Genomic DNA, 17,597 nt, shown 5'->3' with positions numbered 1-17,597 from the left:
ACAGGGGGACGTGGTGAGCATTGAAGTTCAGGCATGCCGCTAATCCGGCGTCGCCTCTGCCGAAGCGGATCAAATGTCGACCCTAAACCCCTGTGGGAGCGAGCTTGCTCGCGATAGCGATGGGTCAGGCGACATCAATGTTGGCTTTTACACCGCCATCGCGAGCAAGCTCGCTCCCACAAGGGCTCGTATCAATCCGGGCTAACCATTACGCCAACCGTAACGATCCGCCGCCGAGCTTGATTGATGCCCACGCCAAAACACTCCTAAGGTGAGCTCCACGACAGCGAACCCGTGGAGTGGTCATGACAACAACAATATCCCCCGACTCGCGATGGACGCGGCGGCGCAGCGAAAAGCAGCGGCGCCTGGCGTTGGTGAAGGGGCTTGCCGACGGTGTGGTGCTGCCCACCGACAAGATCGTCGCGGCGCTGGAGGCGTTGATCCTGCCCGGCGACCGTGTGGTGCTGGAGGGCAATAACCAGAAGCAGGCGGACTTCCTGTCCCGCTCTCTGGCGAAAGTCGACCCTTCGAAGCTGCATGACCTGCACATGATCATGCCCAGCGTCGGTCGTTCCGAGCACTTGGACCTGTTCGAACGCGGCATCGCCCGCAAGCTCGATTTCTCGTTCGCCGGCACGCAGAGCCTGCGCATCAGCCAGTTGCTGGAAGACGGCCTGCTGGAAATCGGCGCGATCCACACCTACATCGAGCTCTACGCCCGGCTGGTGGTCGACTTGATTCCCAACGTGGTGCTTTCGGCCGGTTTCATGGCCGACCGCGCCGGTAATATCTATACCGGTCCCAGCACCGAAGACACCCCGGCGCTGATCGAACCGGCGGCGTTCAGCGACGGTATCGTCATTGTTCAGGTCAATCAGTTGGTGGACGACGTCAGCGACCTGCCCCGCGTAGACATTCCAGCATCCTGGGTCGACTTCGTGGTGGTGGCCGACAAGCCGTTCTACATCGAGCCGCTGTTTACCCGCGACCCGCGCCACATCAAGCCCGTGCATGTCTTGATGGCAATGATGGCGATTCGCGGGATCTACGAAAAACACAACGTCCAGTCGCTCAACCACGGCATCGGTTTCAACACCGCCGCCATCGAATTGATCCTGCCGACCTACGGCGAAGCACTTGGACTGAAGGGCAAAATCTGCCGCAACTGGGCGCTCAATCCGCACCCGACGCTGATCCCGGCCATCGAAAGTGGCTGGGTCGAGAGCGTGCATTGCTTCGGCACCGAACTGGGCATGGAAAACTACATCGCCGCCCGGCCTGACGTGTTTTTTACCGGGCACGACGGTTCGCTGCGTTCCAATCGAATGGTTTGCCAACTGGCCGGGCAGTACGCGGTGGACCTGTTCATTGGCGCCACATTGCAGGTGGACGGCGACGGCCATTCCTCCACCGTGACCCGTGGCCGACTGGCCGGTTTCGGCGGCGCGCCGAACATGGGCCACGACCCGCGCGGTCGCCGTCACGGGACGCCGGCCTGGCTCGACATGCGCCACGGCGACGGCGAGGCGCCGCTGCTCGAACGCGGCAAGAAACTGGTGGTGCAGATGGTCGAAACGTTCCAGGAGGGCGGCAAACCGACCTTCGTCGACACCCTCGACGCGGTGGACGTGGCGAAGAAAGCCGGCATGCCCCTGGCGCCGATCATGATCTACGGCGACGACGTTACCCATCTGCTGACCGAAGAAGGCATCGCCTACCTGTACAAGGCCCGCTCCCTGGAAGAACGCCAGGCAATGATCGCCGCCGTGGCCGGGGTCACTGCCATCGGCCTGCGCCATGACCCGAAAGACACCGCGCGCATGCGTCGCGAAGGGCTGATCGCCTTGCCCGAAGACCTCGGAATCCGCCGCACCGACGCCACCCGCGAGTTGCTCGCGGCCAAGAGCGTGGCCGATCTGGTGGAATGGTCCGGTGGCCTCTACAACCCGCCCGCCAAGTTCAGGAGCTGGTAAATGCGCGCCCTTAATCTGCAACCCAAGACCTTATCCCTGGCTGAGCGTTTGGCCGACCTGGCAGTGGACGCGTTGATCGATGAAGCCGACCTCTCGCCCAAACCGGCCTTGGTGGACCGTCGCGGCAGCGGCGCCCACACCGATCTGCACCTGGGCCTGATGCACGCTTCGGCGTTGTCGTTGTGGCCGGCATTCAAGGAAATGGCCGAGGCCGCGTTCGACTGTGGCGAGATCGGCTTGCCACTGCGTGAAGCCCTGGGGCGCATCGGCCGGGAAGGTGAAGCCGCGATGCTCACCACCACGGGCGGTGTGAATACTCACCGGGGCGCGATCTGGGCTTTGGGCCTGTTGGTCGCTGCGGCGGCGCTGGAACCTGAGTCCAGTGGCGCTGGCGCCGTCACATTGCGTGCCGCCCGCCTGGCCTTGCTCAACGACCGTCATGCGCCTCAACCCTTGAGCCACGGTGCCCAAGTGGCCCAGCGCTACGGCGCCCGCGGTGCCCGGGAGGAAGCGCAACTGGCATTTCCGGCGGTGACAACCCTGGGCCTGCCGCAACTCAAGCGCAGCCGCGCGGCCGGCGTCGGCGAACAGAACGCCCGCCTTGACGCCTTGCTGGCAATCATGACCCGCCTGGCCGACACCTGCGTGCTCTATCGCGCCGGCGAAGCGGGTTTGCAGGCGATGCAACAGGGCGCCAGGGCGGTGCTCGACGCCGGCGGCAGTGCGAGCCTGGGCGGTCGTCGCCAGCTGCACGTGCTGGACCAACAACTGATTGCCTTGAACGCCTCGCCCGGCGGCGCCGCCGACCTGCTCGCCGCCTGCCTGTTTCTCGACCGTATCGAGCGCAGTGATGGCCTCTTTCCAGGAGTGTGCTGATGCAAACCTTATCCTTTGAATTCACCGCCGGGCAGCCGCCACGGGGCCGGGCGCTGGTCGGCTGCGTCGGCTCGGGCGATCTCGAAGTACTGATCGAACCCGGGCTGGCGGGCAAGCTGACCATCCAGGTGCAGACCTCGGTCAATGGCAGCGAGCAACGCTGGCAACACTTGTTCGCGCGCATGTTCGACGGCCAGACGCCTCCCGCGATGGCCATTGAAATCCACGATTTCGGCGCCACCCCCGGCGTGGTGCGTCTGCGCCTTGAACAAGGCTTCGAGGAGATCGGCCATGACTGACAGCGCTGCGTTGCTCAACAAGCACAGTTTCGTCGAGCTCGGTGCCCGGCAACGGGCCAAGGCCTTGCTCGATGACGGTACGTTCCGCGAACTGCTCGACCCCTTCCAGCGAATCATGTCGCCGTGGTTGCTGCGTCAGGGCGTGGTCCCGCAAAGCGACGATGGCGTAGTGATCGCCAAGGGCGAGCTCGACGGTTTGCCGGTGGTCATCGCCGCCATTGAAGGCGCGTTCCAGGGCGGCAGCCTCGGTGAAGTCGGCGGGGCAAAGATCGCCGGTGCCCTGGAGCTGGCGGCCGAGGACAATCGCAAAGGCATCCCGACCCGGGCCGTGTTGCTGCTGGAGACCGGCGGCGTGCGTTTACAGGAAGCCAACCTCGGGCTCGCGGCAATTGCCGAGATCCATTCGGCGATTATCGACCTGCGCCAATACCAGCCGGTGGTTGGCGTAGTCGCTGGCAGCGTCGGCTGTTTCGGCGGCATGTCCATCGCCGCCGGGCTGTGCAGTTATTTGCTGGTGACGCAGGAAGCGCGGCTGGGGCTGAACGGTCCGCAGGTGATCGAGCAGGAAGCCGGCATCGATGAGTACGACTCCCGCGACCGTCCGTTCATCTGGAGCCTGACCGGTGGCGAACAACGTTTCGCGACCGGGCTGGTGGACCGCTACGTCGCCGATGACGTGGCGCAGATTCGTCGTCAGGTCAGCGAACTGTTGCATCTGGGTGTGCCCACTGAACACCGCAGTGGCCAAGCCAGACTGTTCCTCCAGCGCCTGTCGCGCCTGGACACCGAGGTGCAAATCGAACCGGCAGCGGTTCGCCAGTTGTTTCAGGGAGAACGTCCATGAATACGTATTCATTGAGGGGCCTGCGCTGGTTCGAGGCCTTGAGCGGTGGCGTCAAACCGTTGGAAGGCTTGCCCGCTTCGCTGAAAGTGGCCGATGTCCAACTCGGCGAACAAACCGCGCGTCTGTTGGCTGTCGTGGCCGATCCCGCCAACCGTTTCCCTCGGGCGCGCAATGGCGAAGTCGGTTTGCTCGAAGGCTGGGGCCTGGCCAAAGCCGTGGACGACGCCATCGCGGCCGATCGCAACGCGGCCAGCAAACGTGTGCTGATCGCCATCGTCGATGTGCCGAGCCAGGCCTACGGTCGGCGTGAAGAAGCGCTGGGCATTCATCAGGCTTTGGCCGGCGCGGCGGACAGTTATGCCCGGGCCCGACTGGCCGGGCATCCAGTGATCGGCTTGCTGGTGGGCAAGGCGATGTCCGGTGCGTTCCTCGCCCACGGCTACCAGGCCAACCGGTTGATCGCCTTGCGCGACCCGGGCGTGATGGTCCATGCGATGGGCAAGGCTTCGGCAGCGCGGGTCACCCTGCGCAGCGTCGAGGAACTCGAAGCCCTGGCCGCCAGCGTGCCGCCGATGGCCTACGACATTGACAGTTTTGCCAGTCTTGGACTGCTCTGGGAGACCTTGTCGGTCGAACAGATCGAGCAGCCGACGGCGGCGGATCTGGCGCGGGTGAGCGACTGCTTGCTCCAGGCGATCAACGACGTGGCGGGCACGCCTCGGGATCTCAGCGGTCGCCTGGGCGCTGTTCACCGGGCGGCGTCCAGCCACGTTCGGCAATTGTTGAGGGCGCAATGGTGAGCACGCTCCTGGCCCATGACCTGCTCTGGGGGATGACTGCTTTGCAGTTGCCTGCGGATGCGCCGGGCTGGGCTGTCGAGTCGCTCGACCTCGGGCAACCGGTCGTGGTGCGCCGGGCGCTGTCCTCGCCTGGACACATCGCCGTGGGCTTGCGCGGTCGCTCTCGCGAACAGCGCTACGCCGCATCAATGCCGGTGGCGGCGATCCAGCGTCGGGTGCGCCCGGAGGACCTCTGCCATGTTCAATCCCCGCGCGACCTCCCGGCCTTGCAAGCGCTGGCCGAGTTGCGCCCGCTGCTCGACGCCAGTGGCTGGGCCTGGGGCGTCAGCGGCAGCGCCGGGTTTGAGCTTGCCACGGGCATCGAGGCGCTGCATGAGCGCAGCGACCTGGACTTGATCCTGCGGACGCCGCATCGCCTGGATCGCCGCCAGGCCAGGAACCTGCTGGCGCAGCTGGACGCCTCGGTCTGCGCCGTGGACCTGCAGTTGCAGACGCCCTGCGGCGCCGTCGCCCTGCGCGAGTGGGCGGGTTCGTCGCGTCGGGTCTTGCTCAAGGATGATATCCAGGCACGATTGGTCAGCGATCCATGGCAGCCATCGTGGGAGCAGGTCGCGTGAGCAGCCTCCTGGTTTTCCCCGGCCAGGGTGCACAGCGCGTGGGCATGCTCCATGGCTTGGCGCCGCAGATTCTGGACGAGGCGAGTGACGTGCTCGGGGAGGATGTCTTGCAGCTCGACACTGCCCAGGCGCTGCGATCGACTCGCGCCGTGCAGCTGTGCCTGTTGATCGCCGGTGTGGCCGCTTCCCGTCGATTGCTGGAACAGGCCCCCGCGCCGGATTACGTGGCGGGACTGTCCATCGGCGCGTACCCGGCGGCGGTCGTGGCCGAGGCGCTGGGGTTTGAGGACGCGTTGCGGCTGGTCAGTCTGCGCGGCGAACTGATGCAGCAGGCGTATCCGCAAGGCTACGGCATGACGGCAATCATCGGCCTGGACCTCGCGGCCGTGGAAACCTTGCTCGCCCAGGTGCACAGCGCAACAACGCCGGTGTACCTGGCCAACATCAACGCCGATAACCAGGTAGTCATCGCCGGCAGTGATGAAGCCATGGGCTACGTCGCCGAACGGGCTCGCAACCAAGGTGCCGGCAAGGCCTGCCGGTTGGCGGTCAGCGTACCGTCCCACTGCCCGCTGCTGGAGGCTCCGGCGCGGACGTTGGCCCAGGCCTTTGCCGAAGTACCCTTGAAAACTCCGGCGCTGGGCTATCTCAGCGGCAGTCGCGCCCGACCGGTGATAAAGGCCGACGCGCTGCGCGACGACCTGGCCTTCAACATGTGCCGCGTCGTCGACTGGCGCGGCACGGTGCAAGGCGCCTACGAGCGTGGCGTGCGTCTGCAGATCGAGTTGCCGCCCGGCGCGGTGTTGACCGGGCTGGCGCGCCGGGTGTTCGAGCAGGGCACCGTCATGGCTTATGACGGCGCGCGGCTCGACACCCTGCAAGCGCTGTTGCAAGAGGAGGGAAGCCGCCGACCCTAGACACCGACTCAAGCTGGCGAAGCACAAAAACAACAACTTCGACGATGCACTTTGAGGACTACAACAATGATTATCTATGGTGTGGCGTTTCTGGCTTTTTGTACCCTGGTGGGCATTTTCATCGGTGAGCTGCTGGGCAAACTGATTGGCGTACCGGCCAACGTTGGCGGCGTCGGCATTGCAATGCTGTTGCTGATCGGCCTGGGCAGCTACCTGAACAAACGCGGCTTGTTCAAGGGCAAGTCCGAAGCTGGCGTGGAGTTCTGGAGCGCCATCTACATTCCGATCGTGGTGGCGATGGCGGCGCAGCAAAACGTCTATGGCGCACTGAAAGGCGGGCCGATGGCGATCCTCGCCGGGACCCTTGCGGTGGTGATTGCCTTTGCGTTGGTGCCGGTGCTGGTACGCATCGGCAACAAAGACCCTCAGGCCGATGTTTCCGTCAAGACGGTCGGGTGATTGCCATGTACGAATCCATGATGAAAGTCATCACCGGCTACGGTCTGATCAGCGGGTTTGCCATTGTCGGCATCACCATGTGGGTGTCCTACTGGATCAGCAATACCTTCACCAAAGGCCGCCTGCATGGTTCGGCCATCGCGATCCTGCTGGGGCTGGTGCTCTCGTATATCGGCGGTGCAATGACCGGGGGGCAAAAAGGTGTGGTGGACATTCCACTGCTTTCCGGGATTGGTTTGCTGGGCGGCGCCATGCTGCGGGATTTCGCCATTGTCGCCACGGCGTTCGGCGTGAGTGTCGAGGAGCTCAAGCGCGCCGGTTTCGTCGGGGTGCTGGCGTTGTTCGTTGGAGTCGGCACCTCGTTCATTGCCGGCGTCGGCGTGGCGATGGCCTTCGGTTATACCGATGTGGTGAGCCTGACCACGATCGGTGCCGGAGCGGTCACCTATATCGTCGGGCCGGTGACCGGGGCGGCCATCGGAGCCAGTTCCGAGGTGATGGCATTGTCGATTGCCGCCGGGTTGATCAAGGCGATCCTGGTCATGGTGGCGACGCCGTTCGTGGCGCCATTCATCGGTCTCAACAACCCACGTAGCGCGGTGATCTTTGGTGGGCTGATGGGCACCTCCAGCGGCGTTGCCGGCGGCCTGGCGGCGACGGATCCCAAGCTCGTTCCGTATGGTTGCCTGACGGCGGCGTTCTATACCGCCCTTGGCTGCTTGCTCGGGCCTTCGCTGTTGTTCCTGATCATGCGGGGACTGATGGGGTAGGGCTTCAGTTATTCTTTGAAAGGACTGGCGTCATCGCGAGCAAGCTCGCTCCCACAGGGGATTTGTGAACACCGATCCAATGTGGGAGCGAGCTTGCTCGCGATGAAGGCGGCTGGGTCTCAAGCCTGGCGATTGGCGTACATCCGGCATTCCGCCAGCAGCGCCAGCAAGTTCGGATCGCGCTCCTTGGCCTTGAGGAACACCACGCCGATGTGCTGCTGCAACCGGTACTTTTCCTGCAACGGGATCAGCTTCACCCGGTTTTCATACACCGCCGCAATCCGGCCTGGCAGCAAGGCGTAGCCCACCCCGGAGCTGACCATGCTCAGCAGGGTGAAGATGTCGTTGACCTGCATCGCCACTTTCGGCTCGAACCCCGCCTGCTTGAACACCCGTACACCGTCCTGATGCGTGGCGAAGCCCTGGGTCAGGGTGATGAAGGTCTCGTCGCGGACCTCGGCCAAGTCGACTTCGCTGCGTTGGGCGAAGGGCGAGTCGGCGGGCGTGGCGAGGAAAATGTCATCGGAAAACAGCGCGATCTGCTCGCAATCCGGGTCGTTGACGCTGTCGTCCAGCGACACCAGGATCGCATCGACCTCCATGTTCTTGAGCTTGTACAACAGGTCGATGTTGGAGCCCATGATCAGATCGATGTTGAGCTCGCTGCGGCGGATCTTCAGGCCCATGATCAGTTGCGGCACGGTCTTGACGGTCAGTGAATACAAGGATCCCAGCTTGAAACGCTCGGCGGAAAAGCCGGCCGCCTCGCGGGTCAGGCGTACGCTTTCGACCACGTCCTGAATCAGCTTCTGCGCACGCTCCTCCAGCACATAGGCGCTTTCCAGCGGCGTGAGATTGCGGCCTTCGTGCTTGAACAACGGACAGCGCAACGCGCTCTCCAGCGAGTGAATGGCCCGATGCACGCTGACATTGCTGGTCTGCAACTCGACCGCCGCCCGCGCCAGGTTGCCGGTGCGCATGAACGCCAGGAACACCTCGAGTTTCTTCAGGGTCAATTCTTCGTCGATGAGCATGGGGCGGACTCTTGTTCGTATGGGCTGATTGTGCCCGAACCTGCCTTTGTGGCGAGGGGATTTATCCCCGTTGGGCTGCGCAGCAGCCCCAAATCCTGTCACCTCGACGTGTCAGGCTGATCGCATTCAGGCCTATTGGGGCCGCTTCGCGGCCCAGCGGGGATAAATCCCCTCGCCACGGGTTTTGTGTTTTGCGTGGGTACAAACCATTGCACTTTGACGCGCCAGGCCTGAGCCTTGGCGCCAAATTCGTAATAGGGGGGTGGGTCTGGATGTATCACGGGGAACGGCTCAACGCCTGGACGCACCTGGTGGGCGCGGTCGCCGCGTTTATCGGTGCGGTGTGGCTGCTGGTGATTGCCGGGATGGCCGGCGATCCGTGGAAGATCGTCAGCGTGGCGATCTACGGGTTCACCTTGCTGGTGCTCTACAGCGCATCGACGGTTTATCACAGCGTGCGCGGGCGCAAGAAAGAGATCATGCAGAAGGTCGATCACTTTTCGATCTATCTGCTGATTGCCGGCAGCTACACGCCGTTCTGCCTGGTAACGCTGCGCGGGCCGTGGGGCTGGACGTTGTTCGGGATCGTCTGGGGGCTGGCGGTGATCGGTATCCTGCAGGAAATCAAGCCGCGTTCCGAAGCGCGGATCCTCTCGATCGTCATCTATGCGGTGATGGGCTGGATCGTTCTGGTGGCGGTCAAACCGCTACTGGCGGCGCTGGGCAGCGCCGGGTTTGCCTGGCTGGCCTCGGGAGGCGTGCTGTATACCGTCGGCATCATCTTCTTCGCGCTCGACCATCGCCTGCGCCACGCCCATGGCATCTGGCACCTTTTTGTCATCGCCGGCAGCCTTTTGCATTTCGTGGCGATTCTGTTCTACGTGCTTTGAGCGGTCGCAAACAGGCGATCAAGTTGCGCCTGGGCCTGGCTGGCGACAATTTCCAGCAAGGCCCCCACGGTGTGGGGGGGGGCTTCATTGGCGCGGGTTACGGCGTACAAGGCAATGGGCAACGGTGGCGACAATGGCCGGATAGCCGTACGGGCGCGTGAAGCCCCCAAGGCGGTAAACGGGTCGATGACCGCCAGCCCTGCGCCGGATTCGACCATGGCCCGGGCCAGTGAATACGTCTGCACGGCAATGCTAACTCGGGGCGGCGGCTCCACTGACTTGAGGTAGCCATCCAGCCTGGCGGACAGCGGGTCGGTGCTGGACAAGCCGATCAACGGCGCGCCGGCCAGCTCCTGCAACGGCATAGGCGTGCCGATTACCGCTTCGGGCCAGTGACCGCTCGGTGCCAGGGCTACCAATACGCCGCTGGCGAGGGGCTCGGCCTTGAGGCCTGGGTGATCGGGCAATTGCAAGCTCAGGGCTACATCGATCTCGCGCATCAGCAGGTTTTGCGTCAGTTCGCGGCTGTGGGCGCTCGACAATTCGCAGACGATGTCCGGGTAGCGTCGGGTCCATTGGTGGATAGCCGTGGGCAGCAGCGACAGGGCCAAGGCCGGTGTGGCGCCGATTCGCAAGCTGTGCCCCGGCTCGCGGCGCAGGCTTTGGGCCAGGCGCCGCACGCCTTGCAGGCTTTCGCTGACCTTGTCGACCTCGCGTTCCAGCTCCAGCGCTTCGGGCGTGGCCTGCAACTTGCCGCGCACCCGCAGGAACAACGCAAACCCCAATTGCTGCTCGGCATGCTGCAGCACCTTGGTCACCGCCGGCTGGGAAACGTGCAGCAACTGGGCGGCGCCGCTGATGGAGCCGGTCTGGCGAATCGCCTGGAAAATCTCGATATGACGAAGGCGCATGGCGTGCCCATAACCTTTGTTTATAGGAAGCTCATCTTTATTCATTGTTCGAACGCTGTCACCTGGCCCTAACCTCGGGTCATTCGAAACGGATGTGAGGCGGACATGGCTCAGCGGGTATGCATCATTGGCGGCGGCGTGGTCGGCCTGGCGACGGCTTACGCGCTGGTCCGCGATGGGATCGACGTCACGCTGGTGGAGGCGCGCGATGCATTGGGCAGCGAGACCAGCTTCGCCAACGGCGGCCAATTATCCTATCGCTACGTCACGCCGCTAGCCGACGCCGGGGTGCCGTGGCAGGCCTTGGGCTGGATGTTGCGCGGCGATTCGCCGCTCAAGCTGCGTCCGCGCCTGGACCCGGCCCAGTGGCGCTGGATGGCAGCGTTCATCGCCGCATGCCGGACTTCGGTCAACCGGCGCAACGGCGCCCATCTGTTGCGCCTGGCGCTGTTGAGCCAGACGACGCTGCGGATCTGGCGCGAAGAGGATCATCTCGATGGCTTCGAGTGGCGGCGCAACGGCAAGCTGGTGACGTTTCGCAGTGCCAGCCATTTTGCGCATGCCCGGCAACGTGTGGCCGACGCTGTTCATCAGCAGGTACTGGGCCCGAACGAATGCACGACGCTGGAACCTGCGCTGGCCGGCGTGCCGTTCGTGGGCGGCATCTACACACCTGATGAGGAAGTCGCCGATTGCCATGGCTTCTGCCTGCAACTCGCGGCGCGGCTGCGCGCTTCGGGGCGCTGCGAATTCCTCTTGGGGCGCGCGGTGACCGCTATCGAGCATGCCGACGGCGCGGTGCACGCCATCAACCTGGGCGAGCAGCGTGTGGAGGTCGAGCACCTGGTAATCGCCGCCGGCCACCGCAGCGTTGCGCTGGCATTGCCAGGCGTGCGGATGCCGCTGTATCCGCTCAAGGGCTACAGCCTGACGGTGCCGATCGACGCCCGGCATCGGGCGCCGGAACTGAGCATCACCGACTACGACCGCAAGGTCGTCTACGCGCGCATCGGTGAGCAGCTGCGGGTGGCGGCCATGGTCGACATCGTCGGCTTCGACCCGGCGCCGGATCCCAGACGCCTGGCTCTGATTCGGCGCCAGGCCATGGAAACATTTCCCATGGCCGGTGATTACGATCGCGCTGTGGAATGGGCGGGCATGCGCCCGGCGACGCCTAGCGGCGTGCCACTGATCGGCGCCAGCCCTTATCGCAACCTGTGGCTCAACCTCGGCCATGGTGCCTTGGGTTTTACCCTGGCCTGCGGCAGCGGTCGCTTGCTCAGTGAAATGATCCGCCAACGCACACCTTCCATCGACCTGCAGGGCCTCACGCCCCGCGCCGCCTGATCCACCCGCAACGGAGAACAACAATGCAAAAAATCACGTTGATCGGCTGTACCTTGAGCCTGCTGCTCGGCGCCCAGGCTTTTGCCAATGAAGCGCCTCCGGCCGGCACGCTGGAAAAGATCGCCAGCAACAAAAGCATCACGCTGGGCTATCGTGACGCCTCGGTGCCGTTTTCCTATGTCGGGGACAACAGCGGCAAACCGATGGGGTATTCGGTGGAGCTGGCGGGCAAGATCGTCGAGCGCATCAAGCAGCAACTGGCGCTGCCGCAACTGAGCGTGAAGTACAACCTGGTGACTTCCCAGACACGAATCCCGCTGGTGCAGAACGGCACCGTGGATCTGGAATGCGGCTCCACCGGCGTGACCGCCGAGCGGCAGAAGCAGGTGGCGTTTTCCTACGGGTTCATTTACGTGAAGGGCCAGTTGCTCACGGCCAGGGACAGCGGCATCCGGAGTTTCGCCGACCTGCGTGGCAAGAATGTGGTGACCACCGCCGGCACGACCAACGAGCGGTTCCTGAAGAGCTACAACCAGGACAACAAAGTCGACATGTTCGTCATCAGTGCCAAGGACCATGGCGAAGCCTTCCAGATGCTCGAGACCGGCCGGGCGGCGGCGTTCTACATGGACGATGCGCTGCTCTACGGCGAACGGGCCAAGGCGCGCGATCCGCATAAATGGGTGGTGGTCGGAGAAGAGCAGTCGCGGGAAATCTACAGCTGCATGGTGCGCAAGGACGATCCGCAATTCCTGGCGCTGGTCAACGCGACCCTGGCGGACTTGTACAAGTCAGGGGAAATCAATGCCATCTACGATCGCTGGTTCCAGAAGCCGATCCCGCCCAAGGGCCTGAATCTGGAATTTCCGATGACCAGCGAGTTGAAGGCGATCATCGCCAGGCCGACCAGCGAGCCGGTGCAGTAGCCTTTGGGAGACCTGTGGGAGCGAGCCTGCTCGCGAATGCGGTGGATCAGCTTGCATTGATGCTGAATGTTGAATCGCCTTCGCGAGCAGGCTCGCTCCCACAGGTGATCTTCAGTGGTCGCGGAGCCTTAGAAATCCCCCCACAACTGCTGCGCCACCGCCAGCGCCACCACCGGCGCGGTTTCGGTACGCAGCACGCGGGGACCGAGGCGGGCGGCGTGGTAGTCGGCGGTCCTGGCCTGTTCGACTTCAGCATCCGACAACCCGCCCTCGGGGCCGATCAGGAACGCCAGGGTCGACGGCCTGGCATGACTGACCAGCGGTTCGGCGACCGGGTGCAGGACCAGTTTCAGCTCGGCGTCGGTCTGTTTCAACCAGTCGACCAGCAGCAGCGGAGGATGGATCACCGGCACACTGGAACGCCCGCATTGCTCGCAAGCGCTGATCGCCACCTGGCGCCAGTGCAGCAGACGCTTGTCGGCGCGTTCGTCCTTGAGGCGCACTTCACAGCGCTCGGTGAATATCGGGGTGATCTCGCTGACGCCCAGTTCCGTGGCCTTCTGGATCGCCCAGTCCATGCGCTCGCCCCGGGACAGGCCCTGACCGAGATGAATGCGCAAGGGCGACTCGGCCTGTCCGGCAAATTGCTCGTCGAGCTGCACGCGCACGCGCTTTTTGCCGACCTCGGCCAGGGTGCCGCGAAACTCCTGTCCGGAGCCGTCGAATACTTGCACCGCGTCGCCCTCGGCCATGCGCAGCACCCGGCCGATGTAGTGGGCCTGGGCTTCGGGCAGCTCGTGATCGCCGAGGCTCAGGGGCGTGTCGATGAAGAAGCGGGAGAGTCTCATGTTTGGTCTCTACACAATCGGATTGCGCATTGCTGCGTGGTCGGGGGCTTTGCGGTGAGCAAGCTTTTGTGGCGAGGGAGCTTGCTCCCGCTGGGCTGCGAAGCGGCCCCATTCTTGCGATTGCTGCGCAATCGAGCGGGAGCAAGCTCCCTCGCCACGGAGAAATTCGTTCACAGACGTATCAGCCCGGATCGCGATACCCCGGGTGGAAATCCTTCGGCACCGCCACGCTGACCTTGTCCCGGGTGGCGATATCGATCCCTTCGCTGGCAACTTCCGCCAGAAAATCGATCTGCTCCGGCGTAATGACATACGGCGGCAGGAAATATACAACGCTGCCCAGCGGCCGCAGCAGGGCGCCGCGCTCCAGGGCATGCTGGAAGACCGTCAGGCCGCGCCGCTCCTGCCATGGGTACGCGGTTTTGCTCGCCTTGTCCTTGACCATCTCGATGGCCAGGACCATGCCGGTCTGGCGCACTTCGGCCACGTTCGGGTGGTCGACCAGGTGGGCGGTGGCGCTGGCCATGCGCTGGGCCAGGGCCTTGTTGGTTTCGATGACATTGTCGTCTTCGAAAATATCCAGGGTCGCCAGCGCCGCCGCGCAAGCCAGCGGATTGCCCGTGTAGCTGTGGGAATGCAGGAAGGCGCGCAGGGTCGGGTAGTCGTCGTAGAACGCGCTGTAGACCTCATCGGTGGTCACGCACGCCGCCAGCGGCAGGTAGCCGCCGGTCAGGGCTTTGGACAGGCAAAGGAAGTCTGGCGTGATACCGGCCTGTTCGCAGGCAAACATCGTCCCGGTGCGGCCGAAGCCGACCGCGATTTCGTCGTGGATCAGGTGCACGCCATAGCGGTCGCAGGCTTCACGCAATAGCTTCAGGTACACCGGGTGGTACATGCGCATGCCGCCGGCGCCCTGGATCAGCGGTTCGACGATCACCGCCGCCACCGTGTCGTGGTGCTCGGCCAGGGTTTGCTCCATGGCCGCGAACATGTTTCGCGAATGTTCTTCCCAGCCCATGCCTTCGGGGCGGTGGTAGCAGTCGGGGCTCGGCACCTTGAGCGTGTCCAGCAACAACGCCTTGTAGGTTTCGGTGAACAGCGGTACATCGCCCACCGACATCGCCGCGATGGTTTCGCCGTGGTAGCTGTTGCTCAGGGTAACGAAGCGTTTCTTGTCGGGCCGGCCGCGATTGATCCAGTAATGAAAGCTCATCTTCATCGCCACTTCGATGCAGGACGAGCCGTTATCGGCATAGAAGCACCGGGTCAGGCCTTCGGGCGTCATCTTCACCAGGCGTTCGGACAACTCGATCACCGGCTGGTGGCTGAAACCGGCGAGGATCACATGCTCAAGCTGATCGACCTGATCCTTGATGCGCTGGTTGATGCGCGGGTTGGCGTGGCCGAACACATTGACCCACCAGGAACTCACCGCATCGAGGTAGCGCTTGCCTTCGAAGTCCTCAAGCCACACGCCTTCGCCGCGCCGGATAGGAATCAGCGGCAGCTGTTCGTGATCTTTCATCTGGGTGCAGGGGTGCCATAGCACGGCAAGATCGCGCTGCATCCACTGGTTATTCAGGCCCATGTACAGTCTCCTCGAGGCGGCTCGCGGCGGGCGCGGGCAAAACAATCGCGCAAGCCTATGCAATGGCGGGCCGGGGAACAACCCATTGTGTCGTCCCCACCCGTTTCAGTGAGGTGATAGACGTCGCTGGCGGCGTTTTGATGGCTGACGTATTCTTCGCCGTTCCCGGAGCCGACTGGCTCGAAAAACCGAAAATTCTTACGTAATTCCGGAGTTCGCTGAATGTCTGCTGGTTGGCTGCGCGCCTGTGCGCTGGTGATGATAGGGCTGTTCAGCGTTTCGGCGCTGGCCAAGGACAAACAACCGACGGCCATCGTCATCGGCGGCGGGCTGGCCGGGCTCACGGCGGCCTACGAGTTACAGAACAAGGGCTGGGCCGTGACCCTGCTGGAAGCCAAACCGAGCCTGGGCGGCCGTTCGGGCATGGCCACCAGCGAGTGGATCGGCAACGATAAGGTCCAGCCGGTACTGAACAAGTACGTTTCGACCTTCAAACTGAGCACCACGCCGGCGCCGGAATTCGTGCGCACCCCCAGCTATCTGATCGACGGCACCTATTTTACTGCCACCGACCTGGCGACCAAGCAGCCAGCCACGGCCGAGGCGCTCAAGCGCTACGAAACCACCCTGGATGATCTGGCCCGTTCCATCGACGACCCACTGAACCCGACGGCTACCAGTACGTTACACGCGCTCGACCAGATCACCGTGTCCAACTGGCTGGACCGCTTGCAATTGCCGGCGACCGCCCGACAGTTGGTCAACCAGGAAATCCGCACGCGCTATGACGAGCCGTCGCGCCTGTCGTTGCTGTATTTCGCCCAGCAGAACCGCGTCTATCGCGGCGTGTCCGACCGTGACCTGCGCGCCTCGCGCCTGCTCGGTGGCAGCCCGGTATTGGCCCAGGCGTTCGTCAAGCAACTGAAAACCATCAAGACGAGCTCGCCGGTGTCGGCCATTTCCCAGGACAAGGACGGCGTCACCGTCAAGGTCGGCAGCGTCGGTTACCAGGCCGACTATGTTGTACTGGCCGTGCCCTTGCGAGCATTGAACAAGATTCAGCTGACCCCGGCCCTGGATGCCCAGCACCTGGGTGCGATCAAAGGCACCAACTACGGCTGGCGCGACCAGATCATGCTCAAGTTCAAGACCCCGGTCTGGGACAGCAAGGCACGCATGTCGGGCGAGATCTACAGCAACGCTGGCCTGGGCATGATGTGGATCGAGCCGGCCATGAAGGGTGGCGCCAACGTTGTCATCAACCTGTCCGGCGACAACGCACGGGTGATGCAGGCCTTCGGCGACAAGCAGATGGTCGACCAGGTGTTGATCCGCCTCCACGCGTTTTATCCACAGGCGCGCGGTGCATTCACCGGTTATGAAATCCGCCGCTACAGCACCGACCCTGCCATGGGCGGCGCGTACCTGGCGTTTGGTCCGGGCCAGATCAGCAAGTACTGGCGCCTGTGGGAAAAACCATTGCAGCGCGTCGCCTTTGCCGGCGAACACACCGACGCGCTGTACCCAGGCACCCTGGAAGGCGCACTGCGCAGCGGCCAGCGCGCCGCCAGCCAGGTTGAAGACCTGGCGGCGGGCAAGTCGTTCGAACCACCGAAGGTCGCCCCGGCCGCAGCAGCTGCCGCCGGAGCGGTGGCGGCGAAGAAAGGCAACTTCTTCAGCAACCTGTTCGGCGGCTCGGATGACGACAAGAAGCCGGAGCCGGCCAAGGCTCCCGAGCCGGTAGCACCGCCTCCAGCGCCGGCACCGGCCCCCGTCCCAGCCCCTGCGCCGGTGGAACCACCCGCGCCGGCGCCAGCGAAGACCGAGCCAGCCAAGAAAGCCACGGCCAAGCCAGCGGCGAAGAAGCCGGCGGCCAAGGCCCCGGCTAAAAAGGCCCCGGCCAAGGCACCAGTGAAAAAGGCTGAGCCAGTGAAGAAACCCGCCGCCAAACCGGCGGCAACTACTGAGACGAAGGCTCAGTAACGTCAAGTGGAAAGAACGCTGCCGTTCACTTAAGGCAATCAATAACTCGTGGCGAGGGAGCAAACTCCCTCGCCACGGGTCGATCATTACGCCGACGTCCTGCATGTCTCGACGATATATCGGAAACTTCCCACCCTTTAACCGGAAGCGGCCGATAGAGCTCGCCGGGCCATGCGTTCAGGCTCCTTGAAAAACAGGAGTGCGTATGAAAATACTGATGGCAATGCTCGTATCGGTTTCGCTGTACGGGTGTGTGTATGGTGAATGTCGGGATCCCCTGATGATCCCGATGGTTCCGGAACGGGACCCTCAGTTGGCGTACAAATGCACCTTCGACCCATACCACCCCAAATGCTCAGTGAATTGATAATCACAGGCTTTGGCTTATAAAAACCGGGCCTCTGGTGGGAGCGAGCCTGCTCGCGATGAGGCCCTCCGGCTAAGCTGATGTCCTGGCTCCCCCGCCATCACGCAGCGCATCCGCTTTAATCTTTCCTTAACGCACTCGTTCC

Annotated in this window: 17 protein-coding genes; 13 read left to right on the top strand and 4 right to left on the bottom strand. The window is 63.6% G+C overall.

From position 1 onward, the window contains the following. The first annotated feature begins 305 nt into the window (after positions 1-305). From mdcA to madM, 9 genes are all read left to right on the top strand, one after another. Positions 306-1,976 (top strand): malonate decarboxylase subunit alpha, encoded by a 1,671-nt coding sequence (gene mdcA / locus J3P86_RS24955; RefSeq protein ID WP_434699066.1) that lies wholly within the window; start codon positions 306-308, stop codon positions 1,974-1,976. Continuing rightward, positions 1,977-2,852: a triphosphoribosyl-dephospho-CoA synthase gene (locus tag J3P86_RS24950; protein ID WP_434571206.1), complete on the top strand. Its 876-nt coding sequence runs from the start codon at positions 1,977-1,979 to the stop codon at positions 2,850-2,852. After that, positions 2,852-3,151: a malonate decarboxylase subunit delta gene (locus J3P86_RS24945; protein ID WP_305498200.1), complete on the top strand. Its 300-nt coding sequence runs from the start codon at positions 2,852-2,854 to the stop codon at positions 3,149-3,151. The genes J3P86_RS24950 and J3P86_RS24945 overlap by 1 nt, the downstream gene beginning before the upstream one ends. Next, positions 3,144-3,995, top strand: coding sequence for a biotin-independent malonate decarboxylase subunit beta (locus J3P86_RS24940; RefSeq protein WP_434696536.1), 852 nt, complete (start codon positions 3,144-3,146; stop codon positions 3,993-3,995). Before J3P86_RS24945 ends, J3P86_RS24940 begins: the two co-directional genes overlap by 8 nt. Next, positions 3,992-4,795, top strand: a complete 804-nt coding sequence (gene mdcE / locus J3P86_RS24935) for a biotin-independent malonate decarboxylase subunit gamma (protein WP_434655003.1) — start codon at positions 3,992-3,994, stop codon at positions 4,793-4,795. The genes J3P86_RS24940 and mdcE overlap by 4 nt, the downstream gene beginning before the upstream one ends. After that, a complete protein-coding gene (locus tag J3P86_RS24930; protein ID WP_434699065.1) occupies positions 4,789-5,412 on the top strand; it encodes a malonate decarboxylase holo-ACP synthase in 624 nt (207 codons plus the stop codon). The genes mdcE and J3P86_RS24930 overlap by 7 nt, the downstream gene beginning before the upstream one ends. Continuing rightward, entirely contained in the window at positions 5,409-6,329 is a 921-nt protein-coding gene (mdcH, locus tag J3P86_RS24925; protein WP_434699064.1) for a malonate decarboxylase subunit epsilon, read from the top strand. The genes J3P86_RS24930 and mdcH overlap by 4 nt, the downstream gene beginning before the upstream one ends. A 66-nt stretch (positions 6,330-6,395) precedes the next feature. After that, the gene (madL, locus tag J3P86_RS24920; RefSeq protein WP_434627410.1) at positions 6,396-6,788 is read left to right on the top strand and encodes a malonate transporter subunit MadL; all 393 of its coding nucleotides are present in this window, start codon (positions 6,396-6,398) and stop codon (positions 6,786-6,788) included. A 5-nt stretch (positions 6,789-6,793) separates the two neighbouring features. Continuing rightward, complete coding sequence (madM, locus tag J3P86_RS24915; RefSeq protein WP_434627413.1) at positions 6,794-7,558, top strand: malonate transporter subunit MadM; 765 nt, start codon at positions 6,794-6,796, stop codon at positions 7,556-7,558. A gap of 119 nt (positions 7,559-7,677) precedes the next feature. On the opposite strand, the gene J3P86_RS24910 is transcribed toward madM, so the two are convergent. After that, positions 7,678-8,592, bottom strand: coding sequence for a LysR family transcriptional regulator (locus J3P86_RS24910; protein WP_434696541.1), 915 nt, complete (start codon positions 8,590-8,592; stop codon positions 7,678-7,680). Between the two features lie 272 nt (positions 8,593-8,864). Between J3P86_RS24910 and trhA the strand changes: the two genes are divergently transcribed. After that, positions 8,865-9,482, top strand: coding sequence for a PAQR family membrane homeostasis protein TrhA (trhA, locus tag J3P86_RS24905; RefSeq protein ID WP_305498208.1), 618 nt, complete (start codon positions 8,865-8,867; stop codon positions 9,480-9,482). On the opposite strand, the gene J3P86_RS24900 is transcribed toward trhA, so the two are convergent. Then, positions 9,470-10,393 (bottom strand): LysR family transcriptional regulator, encoded by a 924-nt coding sequence (locus J3P86_RS24900; protein ID WP_434627419.1) that lies wholly within the window; start codon positions 10,391-10,393, stop codon positions 9,470-9,472. The two genes, trhA and J3P86_RS24900, sit on opposite strands and share 13 nt — an antisense overlap. 105 nt (positions 10,394-10,498) lie before the next feature. Here J3P86_RS24900 and J3P86_RS24895 point away from each other — a divergent pair, with 105 nt between their 5' ends. Together J3P86_RS24895 and J3P86_RS24890 are read left to right on the top strand one after the other, a co-directional pair. Then, on the top strand, positions 10,499-11,740 hold the full coding sequence (locus J3P86_RS24895) for a D-amino acid dehydrogenase (protein ID WP_434699063.1): 1,242 nt from the start codon (positions 10,499-10,501) through the stop codon (positions 11,738-11,740). A 23-nt stretch (positions 11,741-11,763) separates the two neighbouring features. Then, complete coding sequence (locus J3P86_RS24890; protein ID WP_434699062.1) at positions 11,764-12,666, top strand: transporter substrate-binding domain-containing protein; 903 nt, start codon at positions 11,764-11,766, stop codon at positions 12,664-12,666. Between the two features lie 128 nt (positions 12,667-12,794). Here the strand turns inward: J3P86_RS24890 and J3P86_RS24885 are convergent, their stop codons facing one another. Both J3P86_RS24885 and J3P86_RS24880 read right to left on the bottom strand, forming a co-directional pair. Then, a complete protein-coding gene (locus J3P86_RS24885) occupies positions 12,795-13,514 on the bottom strand; it encodes a 16S rRNA (uracil(1498)-N(3))-methyltransferase (RefSeq protein WP_434699061.1) in 720 nt (239 codons plus the stop codon). A 181-nt stretch (positions 13,515-13,695) separates the two neighbouring features. Continuing rightward, positions 13,696-15,102, bottom strand: a complete 1,407-nt coding sequence (locus J3P86_RS24880; protein WP_434627430.1) for an adenosylmethionine--8-amino-7-oxononanoate transaminase — start codon at positions 15,100-15,102, stop codon at positions 13,696-13,698. A gap of 222 nt (positions 15,103-15,324) precedes the next feature. On the opposite strand from J3P86_RS24880, the gene J3P86_RS24875 reads away from it, so the two are divergent. Further along, entirely contained in the window at positions 15,325-17,085 is a 1,761-nt protein-coding gene (locus tag J3P86_RS24875; protein WP_434699060.1) for a flavin monoamine oxidase family protein, read from the top strand. Positions 17,086-17,597 lie beyond the last annotated feature (512 nt).

Source organism: Pseudomonas sp. D1-1 (assembly GCF_051132225.1).
In the GTDB taxonomy this organism is placed as follows: Bacteria; Pseudomonadota; Gammaproteobacteria; order Pseudomonadales; family Pseudomonadaceae; genus Aquipseudomonas.
This window is presented reverse-complemented; position numbering and strand designations above follow the sequence as displayed.